Origin of the sequence: Lysinibacillus sp. FJAT-14745, from assembly GCF_001275675.1 — a bacterium.
GTDB lineage: Bacteria > Bacillota > Bacilli > Bacillales_A > Planococcaceae > Lysinibacillus.
This window is the reverse complement of sequence record NZ_LITM01000017.1, coordinates 186,837-201,899: the sequence shown is the minus strand read 5'-3', so window position 1 is coordinate 201,899 and position 15,063 is coordinate 186,837. Positions and strand designations below refer to the sequence as shown.

The following is a 15,063-nucleotide window of genomic DNA, read 5'->3' as shown; positions in this document are numbered from 1 at the left end:
GCGCTTCCTTTGAAATGGCGAACATACGTTGAAGAACTTTTGTCATCAGCTCGGGAGATTTATCAAAAAAGTATTACTTGATTTTGGCTAATCAACACGCGTGATAAATTACATCAAAAATGATATAACATCAACTATCTTTAAAGACAACTATACAGCGCATTCCTTAGGGCAAGTTCTCTTGGTTCATTAGCCATACCAAATCCATGTTTATTCATAGCGTAGGCATATCCTAATCCCTCGTCTGGATCAGCAAAGCAGAACGAACCTCCAGCTCCGGGATGTCCAAAAGAGCTTTCGCTTCGACCAAATTGCATATTAGAGAAGTGTTTCCAAAACCCTAAAGAATATGCTATGTCTATACAATTCACATGGTCGTAGTAGCCTTCTTTTGGAGGTGTGGCACCCATGCTTAATTCATTCATTGTTAAAGAGCTTAATCCGAGTATTTTTGCACGGCTTGCAAATGCACCATAAATTTTTGCCATTCCTCTTACTTGTCCAACTCCGTTACCTGAAGGAAATTCAATAGATAAAATAGGACGATGATTAAAATTATCATTTGCAACAAATTTTTTAGGATCAACTAAACTTCGAGCTACTAGTGACTTAGAATTTAAGAAGTTCAGTAACATTTTTGGTGGCAATTTGGTCATTCCCTTAAGTAACTGAATCGGGTGATTTATTCCTTCAATAGTTGTAATTCTATCTTCCGAAATTTCTTCGGGTAATCCTATATAAAATTCTGCATTTAGCGGTTCAGCTATTTCTTCTTTGAAAAAATCTTTTAGGGTACGGTGTTTTGGATCAGTTCTTTTAATGAGCTCTGCAATTAATGTCCCAATTGTCCATGCATGATACCCATGAAATTTTCCAACCTCCCAATCGGGTTTACTTACAGCAAGGGACTGTGATAATCGTGAAGTATCTAGGTCTTCTAAATTTTCAATATTAAGTCTATCGAGAGCAGACAAACCAGCTTGATGTGCCAGAAGCTGTCTAACTGTTATTTTTTCTTTGCCATTTTGAGCGAATTCTGGCCAATATGTACAAACTGTCTCATCATAATCAATATATCCTTTTGAATGCGCTAGACTTAAAGCTAATGCAGCAAATCCTTTTGTAGCAGAAAATACTTGTACTAAGGTGTCTTTCTCCCATTCCGTACGAGTTTTTCGATCTCGATATCCGCCCCATAAATCAACAACAGGTTCTTCATTAATATAAACAGAAAATGCAGCGCCGATTTCTCCTCTACTAGTAAAATTCTTAATAAATTCTTCCTTCACTAATTCAAAACCGGGTGCAACAAAACCATGGATAGGAATATTATTTTTTATGCTCATATTGCTTTTCTCCTTCTGAATAAGCCATCTCTTTACAAAAAAGAATAAATTTAATAAAATCAACTTAACAGATAAATGACTAAAAATCAACAAATAGTCAAATAAAGAGGTGGCGTTATGATGGCAAGAATTTCAACTGAACAGAGGAAACAGATACATGAAACACTTCTCAACCAGAGTAAAGTGTTATTTATTCAGTATGGTTTTTCTAAAACAAGTCTTGATGACATTGTAAATGCATGTGGGATTGCAAAAGGTTCTTTTTATTCATACTATCCTTCAAAAGAAGAATTATTTTATGCTGTATTGCGAAGAGAAGAAGAAATAAAAAATAAAATTATAGCTGAGGTGATGAGTGAATCCTTACCACCAAAAGAACTATTAATCAGATTTTTTGATATTTCCTTTAAAGCAATAGAGGAAAATGCATTTTTACAAAATCTTTATCAAAGAGGGGAGTACGAGAAAATAGTTAAGAGACTCCCGAAAGAACTTATCGATGACCATGCCAAAGAAGATTTAGAAAGTTCGCTAGATTTTGTGAAATTTTTACAGGAGAAAGGAGTTACTGAAGAAGATCCTGAAGTTCTAATCGGCCTTTTTCGACTAGTCATGTTGCTACCTTTACACCGAGAAGAAATTGGTGAGCAAGTTTTTGTGAAGACTGTAAAAAAAATGATTGAATGCTTATCAAATGATTTAACAAGATAAAGAAAGGTACAGTCGTAAATGATACTGGCAAACTTTATTACCGAGGAAATAGCGTAATATTTACAAGTATAAATTACGTCAAAATGGATAATTTATAAATCGGAGGTGATAATTATGACAAAAGAAAAGCGCAATAAAAGTGAAGAAGACCAAGTAGAAATCGGATCAGATTTAAGCCCTGACGATTTAGATGTGCGTGAAGAAAATGATCTAACAAAAGAACAAAAGAACAATGCAAACAATGAAAAACAACACAACGAAAACACTTCCTCACAACGTAATAAATAATTAAGGAAAATCCATAATATTTTCTACCACAATCATTTAGGTTGTGGTAATTTGAATTGAGCAAGCTATTTGTTCAGAATATATGAGGGAACGAAATTGCTAAAGTAAAACGCCTTTTTATTAAGGCTGTTTTCTCAAAGATTGTTGCTTCTGGTTTGGCTATCTTCTTCAACTAAAGTTCCTGTTAGTTTAATAAGGAAAGCAGCTTACTTATTTACTCTCTTAAATCAATTTTCCATAAAAACTCATTTGAAATTTTCTGTGCAATTTTCAATATTTCATCCTCCAAATCACCATCAGAGTTATCTGGAAAGTCAATCTCAATTAAATTTATCTCCATAAATGCATCTGCGGAATCATACGCATAATTACCTTGTAAATTAGCATTAATTCCTCTAATTATGATACTAGAGCCACTTAACTCCTTAGTAAACACGAGTGTACTTAGTTTAGTGCAATTCATATTTATTATTAAGAAATTTTCAATGACATCAGTTTTAATACATAAGGCAAATTTTTCTGAATGATACTTATGTAATCGTACATACACTTCCCCCGAATCAAAGAACTTAGGTATTCGATAATCAGTTTACTTATTCCTGCATCTTATTGAATTATCCTGCCAACGTTAGTTGAATAGCAACATTCTTTTTGAAAACGGTCTTTATTAAAGATATATCAATTATAATAGAGTAGAAGTGTATATTTGGCTTTGTGCAATTAAAGTGAGAAAGGACAAATAGAATGACGACAAAATTTAAAATTGAACTTCCGCTTATTCCAAATGATTTGGCTCAAGGAACTTTTGAAGACATTTTTTATGATGAAGAACCTTATCTATCGAATCAGCTGATTTCAAATACAAGCAGAGAGAATGATAGTATTGAACGTTTATTTTTATCTAAAGTTATGTTTCAAAAAGTATCTTTGATTAACTCGAATTTCTATAAAATCGATATGACTGATGTCGTCTTTGAAAACTGTGACTTATCTAACTCAAAATTTAATGAAGGAATTATACATCGAGTTACATTTAAAAACTGCAAACTGTTAGGTGTGGATTTCTCAGAGACCCATTTAGGGAACGTTTCTTTTGAAGGTTGTATCATGAATTTATGTAATTTTGGAGTAGCAAGGCTAAAACAGATTTCTTTTGAGCAGTCATCATTACGTGGGACAAGCTATTACGACTGCCAATTTAAGAAAGTGAAATTTGAACACTGTAATATTGATGAAGTTGATTTTAGCGATACGCCTTTAAATAATGTAGATATAAGTACATGCACATTTGAACGATTAAATGTAACCTTAAAAAATTTGAGCGGCTGTGTGATTTCCACAGAACAAGCAATTGGCTTTGCTGAATTACTAGGATTAAAGGTTAAACGATAATATTTACTGGATACTAAAGTTCCTCAATCTATAAATATTTAATGGTAATTTGTTAAATACCGTTGTTATGATTATGAAATAACTAGACTTCTCACAAATGAGCAAGGGTGTTGCTGTAAAGCACTAGAGACCAGTTTTTAAATGACCTGGTCTCTTCTATTTTAAGACAAGAATGTTTAATCTGTAGGTGTTAAAAAGAAAAAGTGTTTTACCATTTTTACAAAGATGTATTTACTAACTCTATAGTGTTTTTAATAAAATCTTGATAATGCGTTTTGGGTAATGTCTCTATTTTGCTAGCTGCCTTTTTCGCATAAATAAGTGCTTCCTCTATTTTTCCAAGCTGCATTAAACAAATTGCCCTATATGAATAAGCTGTGTAAAGAATACATAATTCAAGCGGGTAAGTAGTTGAACCCGGCATCTTGAACTTTTCAAACGCTTCTAACGCTTCATTGAGCTGTCCTTTTCCTAATAAAGCCTTACCTTTTTCAAGATAATAAAAATCATTTCCGATATTCCCCTTTAATATCGTAGCAAATTTATCTAAATAAAGTAGAGCTTGTTCATAATCTTTTGGTATTTGATTATAATAATGAGCTTGAAGCAATAGTGTGAAAGCTAAGGACTGATCATTTTCACTGAATACAGCAAATTGTTCTGACTTTTTTATAAAATAAGCATAATCATTTTCATTGTTATGAAGAAGGGCTTGGAATGCTGCAATCCTGAAAATATTATCCATCTTATAATAGACCATTCTCTTCTTAGACATTACAATTAATTGATTAAGCTTTTCCTTCCCTGATTTATATTCACCTATCCCAAAAAGTAAGACCATTTCAATGTAATTCGCCTCAAATTCAACTAGCATCTCAAGAACTGTTGCTTTTTCATCATACTCTTTTCTTACACTTCTAAGCATATTCAAGGCATTAAGATACTCGCCCTTTTTTGCATGGTATTCTACTACATATAATTTGGCTGCCAAACAGTGGCTATAAAGAGATAATCGATCATAGATTGAAATAGCCCGATCTATCAACATTTCTCCATTTTTTTTATCTGACTTCATAACTGTTCTTCCGGAAATTTCTAATATCCTAGCAGATTCCAATGAAATGGGAAACTGTTGGTCAATAATGTTTTGAGTCAAACTAATTATCTGTTCATCGTTATTTTTTTCATATTCTTCCTCTAATTTATTAAACAAGGTTTTTAGCTCATCAGGTGTAGGGCTCCCTAACAAATATTGAGGGTCACAGCCCAACTGGCGCGCTATAAATTTTAAACTGTCCATGGAAGGGTTCGCGTGCCCATTTTCAATCATACTTAACATTCCTTTGGACATTTTATTACCTGTTAGTTCTACAAGTGTCATACCCTTTTCTATTCTTAATTTTTTAATTCGTTGTCCTAACTCATTCATTTTCCAACATCCCTTGATATTCAGTTTATAAGTTCAATTATATTAAACTTCAGCTTGAAAAGACAATTATTACATGATACGATAAAGTTCAATTAAATTGAACTTCCTTGAATTGGAGTTTACGAAAGGGAAGTAGGAAAGATAATTTTAAGAGAAGCGAGCTTTCCTTTTAAAGAAAAATGGAAAATGAGGGATTAAAAATGAGTGAATTTATTGAAAATGAAGCAGGACAAAAACTTGATATAGGTGGTATCGAATTATATTATGAATTGTTAGGTGAACATCATGATGGTCCAACACTTGTTTTCGAATCAGGGTATGGAGTTCCTTTAGAAAACTGGAATTCGATTAAAGATGAAGTGTCAAAGTTCTCAAGAATGTTTATATATGACAGAGCAGGAATCGGAAAAAGTGAAATGGATGACAGACCTCGACATAGTAGACAAAGTGTTGATAACTTACGTACATTACTTAAAAAAGCAGGTGTAAAGCCTCCATATGTATTAGTAGGCCACTCAATAGGAGGATTAAATGTAAGATTATTTGCAAGTATATATCCAGAGGAAGTCGCAGGAGTAGTTCTCTTAGATTCATCTCATGAGGATCAAAATAAAATTTTGCCTCCTTTATTTACAAAAGAAGTTCAGGAAGCATATTTTAATCAATTTACTATAGAAGGATCCCTTAATGAGATTGAAGAAAGTTTAGAGCAAGTTCGTTCATCTGAAACTTTTGGAAATATTCCATTGATTGTCGTTACAGGAGGTCTGCAGCCTTTTCACACAAAGGAATCAATGGCTGCTTGGATGAGACTTCAGGAAGAGCTTGCAAACTTGTCAACAAATAAGCAACATATTATCGTTGAGGATGCTGGGCATGCGATACATATTGATAAGCCAGGCGTTGTTATTGATATATTAAGAGATATTTTAAGTATTGTAATAAAGAATGATAATAGATAATGCTTTTCTTTGTGCTACTCTGCCACTGGAAGGCGAAATCAGTGTGAAAGAAATCCTGATGTTTCATTGGGATCTCAACCATCTAATGTTGTATAATTTTGGTTAATCAACACGACGCAGAAAGTGAATATATTCAATTAGACAAGAAGTAGTCAGTAGAACTATGTGAAATACTTACTGGCAAAAATTATCTGACCACGAGTTAGAGGCCATGCACTTTGAACTAGAACCATTGATAATAACTCCATACAAGGATACAGAGATGTTACAGAATAATTTCTAAACAAACCGTCCTTAACATTAAATAGAATTTTGTGAAACTTATTTATACTCAACTCGTAGTATTTAGTAGAGGGGAGGGATTAACTTGAAAAAATACTTATTATTTGCAGGTAGTTTTACGTTGGCATTTGTAGTATTGCAAGTGCTATCAGGTATGCTATTAACAGTGTTTTATACGCCTAGCATACGATGGGAAGAGACTTCGACTTTATCATCACAAGTGGTGTTTGGAAATACAAGCTTTATTCCGCCACTTATTATTTCTTTAATAGCGTTAGTAATTGCTTTTGGTAGTACAAAGCTAATCAATAAAAAGGTTGTTCACTAAAAAAAGGAAGGAAGTCTTTTCCTTTCATTTTTGAATGAAAAAATGCAAGTCCAGAATTGATTATATTTATAAAAACAACTAGGTGCCTATAAAGATTGAGCCTTTCACATATCAGTGAAGGGCTTTTTTATAGATAATAATGAATATAGAAATCGCTCATTTTGTTGGACAATTGCTTAAAATGACACAAAACCCAATATTTTAATAAGAAAATAGTGTATTGTTGCAATAAATATAGTATAACATTCTATATTTATAACAAAAACAAGTTTCCTTTATTAGGATAAAGGGCTGAAGGAAGGTATTATATTGTTGTATTTAGGATTGATCATGATTGCTTGTTTATTTTTATATTTACAAAGAGCATCATTGTCATTGGTGGCTGATTCAAAGCTGCAATTACCAATTAAAAGAATGGATCTGTTAATTGTGTTGGCTCCTTTTGTTTCAGTAGTCGTGTTTTCTATTCTTTTTTTAACTGTACTGAAGGGACAATTAGCTGATAGAATTTCTCATGCTTTAATTGTTTTTAGTCTTTGGATTTTTTTCACCTATTTCATAAAAACTCTATTTGGTTATTGGAAAAACAAAAATATATTATTAGTTTCTATAGTTGGCATACCTTTGACACTATATTTTATTATCCAATTGACTCCGTTAGATAATTATACACAGATAGTTTATCTTAAAATAGGGAATTTCTCATTTATCATAGGTTTAGTATTAATCGTTTTATTTTATTCGAATTATTTACATAAAAGGAAGTTGAAATTGGCGTAGGTTAATTAAAGAATGGGGCGATTTTATTCGCCATTAGAAAATAGAAGCGTATTCGGGGAAAATCGAATACGCTCTATTAATTGTTCAGTAGTTTCTTTGTTCAAGAATTTTCTAACGATAGTTAATTAGTTAGAACCAAAAAAGCTATAATACTCAATCCATATAAGCCCATAAAACCGAGACTCATTTTTGATAATTTAGTGCTAATTGAAAAAGCCTTTTGTAATCCTTCTTTAAAAAGATGCACAATGAAAATAGATACTGCTAAGAAAAACGATACCATTGCAATAATTAACGCAATTTGTTCCATTAAAATAACCTCCTGTGATGACCTGTATTGTAGAATAATAAGTATATTAATCAAACCGACAAGCAATAATGCATTACTCATTCGAATGCCAAAAACTTCTCGTTCATTTATTTCGATTTTCCAAGCATCAACTATACCTCTGAGTAAATCAATCGTCATAAAGAATGTCCAATCTTTTTGTTCTAATAGATCAAATAATTCATCGCCATATCGTTTTCTCCAACTTCTTGGATATAAATAAATGAACCACTTCATATAAGTCCAAGCCTTTTTGCGCCAAGTGTAGTTATTGCTTGGATGTCTTTAATTTGGTTGCTTAAATATTCACGTCCGGCATCTGTTAGCCTGTAAGGTTTTTTGCGATCATCTGATTCAAGCACTTGAATATAGCCAGCTTTTTCTAAACGTGTAATTGCCCCATATAAAGTTCCAGCACCTAACTTAATACTATAATTCTTTTCAATATCCTCCATGATTGCATAGCCATGACAATCTTTTTCTGCCAGACTAATCAAAATAAACAGTGAAGGCTCTGAAAATCTATCCTTTTTCATACAATACCTCCCTTTTAAAAGTTTATTACGTTTGGCGATATAACGTATAACGTAATAATAACTGTTATTTCCAATTAGTGCAATAATAAGCTATTCACAAGAGAGAAAAGGCTTAGCGTTTTTTGCCATTAACTTTTCGTTGTCAAAACACAAACATTACTGTTTCATGTTATAACGCTAATCAAAGAAGGAACAGGTATCTAATTTTATACAAGACTTAAGGCTAAAGCATTACCCGAATTAAGCATAGTGGCATTAATTATACGTGATAAGGAATAGGCGTTAAAAGTTATGTTGTTCATGACTCTAGCAGGAGTTTTCTAAAAAACGTTATGGAAATATAAGTAATATAAAGCTTATAATTGGAATAGGTGATTAACAGTGAATATACAAAATAAAAAGATAATCAAAATCGGTGATAATCGCGGTGTGTATACGAAATATCAACGTGACAGTGCTCCGAGTGTCATTTTTATAGCTGGATTAGGCGATAACTTTGAGACATGGAAAAAAGTCCAAGAGCGAATATCGGATGTAACGTCAACCTTGTCCTACACGAGGGCGGGGATTGGTAGGAGTTCAGTCGCAGCTGTCCAGCAGACTTGTCATGATTTGGTCGAGGAGCTCTCGGACTTGTTGCAAGAACTTGACGTAATGAAGCCATATATACTAGTAGGGCATTCTTTTGGTGGTTTAATTGCAAGATTGTATGCCAGTCTCCATCCACTCGACATCTGCGGCATGATTTTGGTTGACGCTGCTCTGGAATATAAAGAACTTGCTTATGAAAAGGTTTTACCGGAGAATCTCGTTGCAGGAAATAGAGAATATTTAGAAAACCCTTTGTTGAATAGTGAAAATATTGATAAAATGCAGAGCTATAAGCAAATAGTTGATCATTCAAGACAAACTGACCTTCCTCTCACAATTATTGCAAGAGGTTTACCTGATAGTGGAGAAGATGGATGGCCGTCGCAAAAGATATTAGAAATTGAACAAAGTCTCCAAGCAGAATTCAAAAAGCTGTCAACGTCAAGCAAGTTTCAGATTGCTAGTCATAGTGGACATTATATACATCATGATGAGCCAGAGATTGTGATTGAGGAGATAATACTAATGTTAAAGGAAAACATTCAGGCGAAAAATAAAGATGAGTGATCTTCTTCTTTAGGATCTTTGGGTGAAACAAAGCAATCAAAAAAAGCAACGGGGGAATCTCATTGAAATTAAAAATATTATCTTCTTTTATCTTCATTTTAGTATTATTAGCAGGATGCGATGGCGAAAAGGAGTTCACTTTAAATGATATTAAAAAAGTTAAGCTAGAGTTAATTGAAAAGGAAACTTTAAAAGAAGGAATATCATATTCCATAAAATTGATAAATGATAGTGATTACGTGATAAAGCAAAATAATGTATTTGTTTCCTTCATGATAAAGGAAGGGGAAAATGCTTATAAAGGTAATGACTATAAGGTTGAAGCGAAGGGAAACAAATTAGATATTCAACCAGGGGAAAAGGTTACTTTACATGTGTTTATGCCGTTTGAAGGTATAGGTGATAAATCTTTATTAGGGATTGATAATCCTAGTATCCAATTAAAAGGTTATATGGAAGTAGTCGACGATAAACATCAGTTTACTACTGGAGGGGACTTGATCAAAGATTGAAGCCAAATTTTATATAGCTAAAGTGGTAATGACAGCAATTAGGTTGGGAGGTCATCGGGCGGATGACGTTAGATACCGTGGTACGTTTCCTAGATGCTCAAGCCGGGGTATATAAATTAAAAAAGCAAAGATCACACAATTGGCAAACCCTATAAAAATTTAAAACACTTTAACTTTCATTAGAGGAAGATGACGGTCAGGAAACACAGTAGATGGAGTAGCGCCAATGTTCGTTGCTCCCATTTTTAAATAAAAACCTTCTGCGTTAGGTTCACTATCAAGAGTAAACTCGTTTATTCCTAATTCCTTTGCTTTATTTAATAAATGGTCCCAAAGTATTCTCCCAATTCCTTTACCGATATAATCAGTGTCAATGAATAAAGCATCTAATTTCCTTTCATTAATAGTAAAGCTATAAAATGCTGCTATCTTGTCGTCATTCTCCATTACGTACACTGGATTTTCTTCTATGTATTCTTTTGTTACAGTTAAATCACCTTTACATTGTTGTAGAAAATCTTCTGTATATCCCCAATAGGCTTTTGACTTATAAGCTAAATTGCTTAATAGATGACAATCTTGAACTTTTGCACTTCTAATTAACATAATGATTCCTCCGATAAATCAATTTTTATGAATTTAAATCCTATTTTAGTAATTGCGAAGTACAGCGAAGTAAAAACTTGAATGATGGTGTAGAAGAAAAGATGGGATTTCCCATCTAGGTATACTATTTATCTAGTTTATCGGATATATTCCTTAAAATTTCGTTTTGTTCTTCCTGCAAGCTGTTTTGTTTCTCCTGCAAGTTAATGAATTTAATCATAAACCAAATTACAAATAGGAAAAATAATATTACAAACATTATTCCAATAAAACCCCTTTTTTATTGATTATACCATGAATGTAAAGTGATTGAGAATGACAATCATGTCAGATACATATTTTAACAGTAGTCGTTATGTAAAAAATATGTTGCAAATATTATAGAATATGGTTACTGAACAATACGTGGAAAGAAATGTTTATAAGGGTCACCAGGCTGGGGGGGCGACCCTTAAATAGCAAATGTTAATACTCTCTATGCATAAAAGTAGCGCCGATAATAATTAGAAGTATAAATAGAACAACAATTAAGGCAAATGTTGAACCATTACCATATCCGCCACCATAGTAGCATCCATTATTTATACCACCAACGTTTCCGTAGTATCCCATAAAATATCCCTCCTTTCTACATATATAATATGTAAGCTGAAGAGAAGGAGTGGGGTGTTAAACCATGCAGCTATAGGCATTAAGAAATGTATTTTTGGCAGATAAGACAATAAAAAAGGGTCACTTGGGATAGGAGTGACCCTTAGTAAAAAGTTTAGGAGGTGTAAGGCTAAATTAGCTATACCTTACTATTATTATGATGCGATAGCTATGTTTGTATAGTGAATTGCCTGTGTAATAGATTTAAAATAATAAAGCCGTAGCGTCGTCACATGCTACAGTAAACTAATGAGTAATATGAGTAAAGTAATATAAAAAGGGTCACTTGGGATAGGAGTGACCCTTAGTAACGAAATTCGGAGGTATAAGGCTAAATTAGCTTTACCTTACTATTAAATGTCATGAAAGCTTCGTTTATATGGTTTATAGCATCAGCAATAGATTTTTAAAAAAAGCCTCAGGGTTAGGTGGAACGCACAGACACACCAATTCGATTTAGAGCTAAAATTATCTACTTGGAAGGTAGGAGGTAAATAGCACAAAGGGGCTCGAATATGATTAAATTTTGTTCCAAATAACCATAAATTGTGCTGCTTCAGATTCAAGTGCAATTAGATGATCATCAGTAGAGGGTTCATCTGAAATCAATCTACCTTTTTGGACGTTTAAAATTGCAGGTTTTATATCAGGAGAATGCTCAATGGTGAAATCAGATTGATTTAATAGTGTCAAACATGAGCGACATTTGTTTTTATCAATTCGTTCGTCCTTGCCTTTGAAATATAACTTGATTAAGTGTGGAACTCCGTCAATCTTTAATCCAAGTTCTGGTGATGAACGAACAGTTATATATTCGCTATACCAATTGGATTTGCCTGGTTCAAACCATTCTATTTCTTTATTTTTAATAAATTTTAAATGTGCTTTGACTGCTTCAAGGTAATTTTTTTGTTTAGCTTGAGAAACCTTGTTAGCAAGAGAAAGCAGGTAATCGTTACTAAATTCTTTTTCATGAAATTTTCGGATACCATCTCGTAAAGGTTTCCAGTAATCAAAAGCAGGATTGTATTCATCTTGATATTTTATTTGTCTAACCATTGAGGTTTTACCAGTAACGCCTTTGAAAGTAAAATCTGTAAATTGTGTAAGACCGATAGATACTTTTTTTGAAGACACTAATAACAACTCCTTTATTTGTAAATATCCCATAAAATACCTTAGAAAATATTCAGGAGGTTTTAACATGAATACATTACAAATATACGTCCATGACAACAGTCGTGTTTTAACGACTAATCAAGCATCGTAAGGCAATCTACGAAGCTATCGGAGCAATGGAAACAAATGTGGTTATGGAAAATTTCTATGTAGCCATTAAAAGAGCATGCGACATTAGTCGAAGTTTAGAAGCATTACAGGTAGTCAGAAAATTGATTACATGGAAGTGGATAAGGTCATTAATGGTCAGTAACAGTTGGAGGTGCCAAATGTTCAAATAAAAAAGTTATCGTTGCATGAACGCTTGGTATTAGTGGGTATGCGGTGGTTCAGATGCTGAAACGGTTCGTGAATTATCTGAATATGCCAGATGATGGCCGAGATCAAAAACATAAAGAATTTTGTGTAATATGAGTGTTACTCCTTATAACCATTGGTGTACCAGTAATTATTGCATGCTGGTAATTAAAAAGCTGCCTAACAGTTACCTGTTAAACAGCACATGGATATTGTAAATATAAAACAAAAAACAGGAAAAATCAACAATTATTTTGATATTTTTGTATGTAAGTTACTCTTGTTAAGCAGTTTTGCAAATGGTTGGTGTTAGATCATCACTTTTTGATAGATTTGTTCGAAGGAATGATTTTAGTATTTGGGAAGGGTTAATCCTTCCCAAATACTAAAATCTCGCGTTAGGTGTACATTCTCCTTAATCTAGTCACTCAAACATCGCAAGAACAAAGAAACAGGAATCTTTCGTTTTATCGGGGATCATGTTGTTTTTGTGCAATGTTTACTTATTGGGGTTTATATGATATTTTGGTGGTAATTGTTAATTGAGGTGATAGGGGAATGAAGTGGATTCATGTTTTAGGTATAATTGTTTTAACAGCTTCGCTGAGTATAGGTGGTACTTATTTAATTATGAAGAAGAATTATGAAAACGAAAAATCTAAAAGTACTGAGAACGAATTGGCTAGCGGTCAATCAATTTCGAAGGATAATAAGAAGAAAGAGTTTGTGTCGACAGTTGATACGACTAATGGTTGGGAAAATACAACATATTCCAAAAAGATTGATGAATGGAAAAGTGGAAATGAACCCTTTATTGATAATCTAATGCAAGAAGTTATGCAAGAAATGGCACATCAAAAGATTATTGCTGATGAAAAAGAAAGTTCAATTATGATAACGCCGGAAAGAATCGACACTTTGATACTGATGGTAGAAGAAAATAAAGATAAATTCGAGCATAATGATAAATATTTAGATATATTAAAGCGTTGGAAAAAGGGAGATTTTTCAACAGTTGACGATGACCATAACGTTATGATGCGTGTTCAAGGGACAAAAGATCTTGGCGCGGCGATAGGTGTTGCTTCAAAGGAACAAGAGATAGATTATATATTTCAAGTTTTCAGTAAAGAGGTAGAAGAAGTTTTAGGTAGTTCACCGGAAAAATAATTCTAATTAAATGAATAAATTGCAGAAAAAACGAATCCAATAGGCAATCTTGTCAGTCGTTTTTGAGTATAACAAAGAAGCTGGCGACTGCGTTAGCTTCTTTGTGGTTTTAAATTGTGCAAAATAAGGTGAATGATTTATAATTCTAAGCTGTTTTCTAATAGATTGTTGCTGTTAAAACATAAAAACAAAGTTAATCTACAAAATGTTTTAGAATCAACGCAGTTTTTATATTTTATATTTCGTAAATCGAATAGTTAACTAGAGCGTCAGTTACTTTAAGTACAATATTTCACAATCGTCCTTACATACTAATTTTGTTTGGTTAATCAACTGTAAACTCCGCTGTCAAATGATACTTATCATAGTCCCCAGCGTTTCTAAAATCCAGTATTTCTTTCACTAAACGGTATTCACCGTTATCTAGACGTCCATAGAGCCAATCCCAATCAACTTTCCATTCTTTAATACCCGAAGAATCCAAGCTATAGCCAATATCCGTAAAAGCGGGGTTCCCATCTAAGGCAAATGGAACTTGGTACCATTTCGCCTTGATTTTCTTTTCCAACAAAAAATGTTCACCATAGCTAATTTGCTTGTCGGAGTTATTCTCAAATGTCACTGTCAATCCAGTGGAAGAGACCGTTCCTTCTTTGCAATCATCGTTACTCCAACAAGGTTATTGACAGTTCCGTATATTGTAGGTTCCCAGTCAGTTGTCGGTTCTCTAGTTTGACTTTCTGATTCTTGGGAACAACCGACTAATACAAAACTAAATACCGTCAATACTATAAAAATTCTTTTCAAATTGTCTCCCCCTTTAATATTTAGACATTGATTTTGGAATAAAGTTTCAAAGAACGTGTTTCACTAAAATGCTTCGTTAGCTGAATAGCAACAAGTTTTGAGAAAACAGCCAATTCTAAAAAAAAGATCACTTGAGTAGCTTTGTAAAAAATATTGATCATTTAAAATAAAGTTCGATTATTCATAATAAAGATTGAAAATTTGTAATAAAGTTTATAAAAGCCCCAGGCGTGTTGATTAGGAAAAAATAAGTTTATTATTGAGCGATAAAAGGATTTTTTCGTTACCGCTTTGCCAATAT

Annotated in this window: 19 protein-coding genes; 9 read left to right on the top strand and 10 right to left on the bottom strand. The window is 32.9% G+C overall.

Annotated features, from left to right (window positions below; translation table 11 throughout):
- Nucleotides 1-140 precede the first annotated feature (140 nt).
- Nucleotides 141-1,346: a serine hydrolase domain-containing protein gene (locus AMS59_RS23090; RefSeq protein ID WP_053486041.1), complete on the bottom strand. Its 1,206-nt coding sequence runs from the start codon at nt 1,344-1,346 to the stop codon at nt 141-143.
- A gap of 117 nt (nt 1,347-1,463) precedes the next feature.
- Here AMS59_RS23090 and AMS59_RS23085 point away from each other — a divergent pair, with 117 nt between their 5' ends.
- The gene (locus AMS59_RS23085) at nt 1,464-2,057 is read left to right on the top strand and encodes a TetR/AcrR family transcriptional regulator (RefSeq protein ID WP_234007895.1); all 594 of its coding nucleotides are present in this window, start codon (nt 1,464-1,466) and stop codon (nt 2,055-2,057) included.
- A 114-nt stretch (nt 2,058-2,171) separates the two neighbouring features.
- Nucleotides 2,172-2,345: a hypothetical protein gene (locus AMS59_RS26045; RefSeq protein ID WP_199777831.1), complete on the top strand. Its 174-nt coding sequence runs from the start codon at nt 2,172-2,174 to the stop codon at nt 2,343-2,345.
- A gap of 214 nt (nt 2,346-2,559) precedes the next feature.
- Here AMS59_RS26045 and AMS59_RS23080 read toward each other — a convergent pair whose 3' ends face one another.
- Entirely contained in the window at nt 2,560-2,895 is a 336-nt protein-coding gene (locus AMS59_RS23080; protein WP_053486039.1) for a hypothetical protein, read from the bottom strand.
- Between the two features lie 194 nt (nt 2,896-3,089).
- Here AMS59_RS23080 and AMS59_RS23075 point away from each other — a divergent pair, with 194 nt between their 5' ends.
- Nucleotides 3,090-3,737, top strand: a complete 648-nt coding sequence (locus AMS59_RS23075) for a pentapeptide repeat-containing protein (protein ID WP_053486038.1) — start codon at nt 3,090-3,092, stop codon at nt 3,735-3,737.
- 217 nt (nt 3,738-3,954) lie between these two features.
- On the opposite strand, the gene AMS59_RS23070 is transcribed toward AMS59_RS23075, so the two are convergent.
- On the bottom strand, nt 3,955-5,166 hold the full coding sequence (locus AMS59_RS23070; RefSeq protein ID WP_053486037.1) for a helix-turn-helix domain-containing protein: 1,212 nt from the start codon (nt 5,164-5,166) through the stop codon (nt 3,955-3,957).
- Nucleotides 5,167-5,366: 200 nt separating this feature from the next.
- Between AMS59_RS23070 and AMS59_RS23065 the strand changes: the two genes are divergently transcribed.
- The 3 genes from AMS59_RS23065 (at nt 5,367) to AMS59_RS23055 (ending at nt 7,518) form a co-directional block, all read left to right on the top strand.
- Entirely contained in the window at nt 5,367-6,128 is a 762-nt protein-coding gene (locus AMS59_RS23065; protein ID WP_053486036.1) for an alpha/beta fold hydrolase, read from the top strand.
- Nucleotides 6,129-6,495: 367 nt separating this feature from the next.
- Nucleotides 6,496-6,738, top strand: coding sequence for a hypothetical protein (locus AMS59_RS23060; protein WP_053486035.1), 243 nt, complete (start codon nt 6,496-6,498; stop codon nt 6,736-6,738).
- Between the two features lie 309 nt (nt 6,739-7,047).
- On the top strand, nt 7,048-7,518 hold the full coding sequence (locus tag AMS59_RS23055; RefSeq protein ID WP_053486034.1) for a hypothetical protein: 471 nt from the start codon (nt 7,048-7,050) through the stop codon (nt 7,516-7,518).
- Nucleotides 7,519-7,639: 121 nt separating this feature from the next.
- On the opposite strand, the gene AMS59_RS23050 is transcribed toward AMS59_RS23055, so the two are convergent.
- Nucleotides 7,640-8,083: a hypothetical protein gene (locus tag AMS59_RS23050; RefSeq protein WP_053486033.1), complete on the bottom strand. Its 444-nt coding sequence runs from the start codon at nt 8,081-8,083 to the stop codon at nt 7,640-7,642.
- Nucleotides 8,080-8,382 carry a PadR family transcriptional regulator gene (locus AMS59_RS23045; RefSeq protein WP_053486032.1) on the bottom strand — a complete coding sequence of 101 codons (303 nt, stop codon included), beginning with the start codon at nt 8,380-8,382 and terminating at the stop codon, nt 8,080-8,082. Before AMS59_RS23045 ends, AMS59_RS23050 begins: the two co-directional genes overlap by 4 nt.
- A 381-nt stretch (nt 8,383-8,763) precedes the next feature.
- Here AMS59_RS23045 and AMS59_RS23040 point away from each other — a divergent pair, with 381 nt between their 5' ends.
- Both AMS59_RS23040 and AMS59_RS23035 read left to right on the top strand, forming a co-directional pair.
- The gene (locus AMS59_RS23040) at nt 8,764-9,540 is read left to right on the top strand and encodes an alpha/beta fold hydrolase (RefSeq protein ID WP_053486031.1); all 777 of its coding nucleotides are present in this window, start codon (nt 8,764-8,766) and stop codon (nt 9,538-9,540) included.
- A gap of 62 nt (nt 9,541-9,602) precedes the next feature.
- Nucleotides 9,603-10,052, top strand: coding sequence for a hypothetical protein (locus AMS59_RS23035; protein WP_053486030.1), 450 nt, complete (start codon nt 9,603-9,605; stop codon nt 10,050-10,052).
- 159 nt (nt 10,053-10,211) lie between these two features.
- On the opposite strand, the gene AMS59_RS23030 is transcribed toward AMS59_RS23035, so the two are convergent.
- From AMS59_RS23030 to AMS59_RS23025, 3 genes are all read right to left on the bottom strand, one after another.
- A complete protein-coding gene (locus tag AMS59_RS23030) occupies nt 10,212-10,658 on the bottom strand; it encodes a GNAT family N-acetyltransferase (RefSeq protein WP_053486029.1) in 447 nt (148 codons plus the stop codon).
- Nucleotides 10,659-11,123: 465 nt separating this feature from the next.
- Complete coding sequence (locus tag AMS59_RS24620) at nt 11,124-11,270, bottom strand: YjcZ family sporulation protein (RefSeq protein ID WP_082337730.1); 147 nt, start codon at nt 11,268-11,270, stop codon at nt 11,124-11,126.
- Nucleotides 11,271-11,828: 558 nt separating this feature from the next.
- A complete protein-coding gene (locus tag AMS59_RS23025) occupies nt 11,829-12,446 on the bottom strand; it encodes a hypothetical protein (RefSeq protein ID WP_369814357.1) in 618 nt (205 codons plus the stop codon).
- A gap of 897 nt (nt 12,447-13,343) precedes the next feature.
- Between AMS59_RS23025 and AMS59_RS23020 the strand changes: the two genes are divergently transcribed.
- On the top strand, nt 13,344-13,955 hold the full coding sequence (locus tag AMS59_RS23020; protein WP_053486027.1) for a DUF6241 domain-containing protein: 612 nt from the start codon (nt 13,344-13,346) through the stop codon (nt 13,953-13,955).
- Between the two features lie 325 nt (nt 13,956-14,280).
- Here the strand turns inward: AMS59_RS23020 and AMS59_RS25655 are convergent, their stop codons facing one another.
- Both AMS59_RS25655 and AMS59_RS25650 read right to left on the bottom strand, forming a co-directional pair.
- On the bottom strand, nt 14,281-14,577 hold the full coding sequence (locus AMS59_RS25655) for an immunoglobulin-like domain-containing protein (RefSeq protein WP_369814356.1): 297 nt from the start codon (nt 14,575-14,577) through the stop codon (nt 14,281-14,283).
- Between the two features lie 2 nt (nt 14,578-14,579).
- Nucleotides 14,580-14,762: a hypothetical protein gene (locus tag AMS59_RS25650; protein ID WP_053486025.1), complete on the bottom strand. Its 183-nt coding sequence runs from the start codon at nt 14,760-14,762 to the stop codon at nt 14,580-14,582.
- Nucleotides 14,763-15,063: the final 301 nt, after the last annotated feature.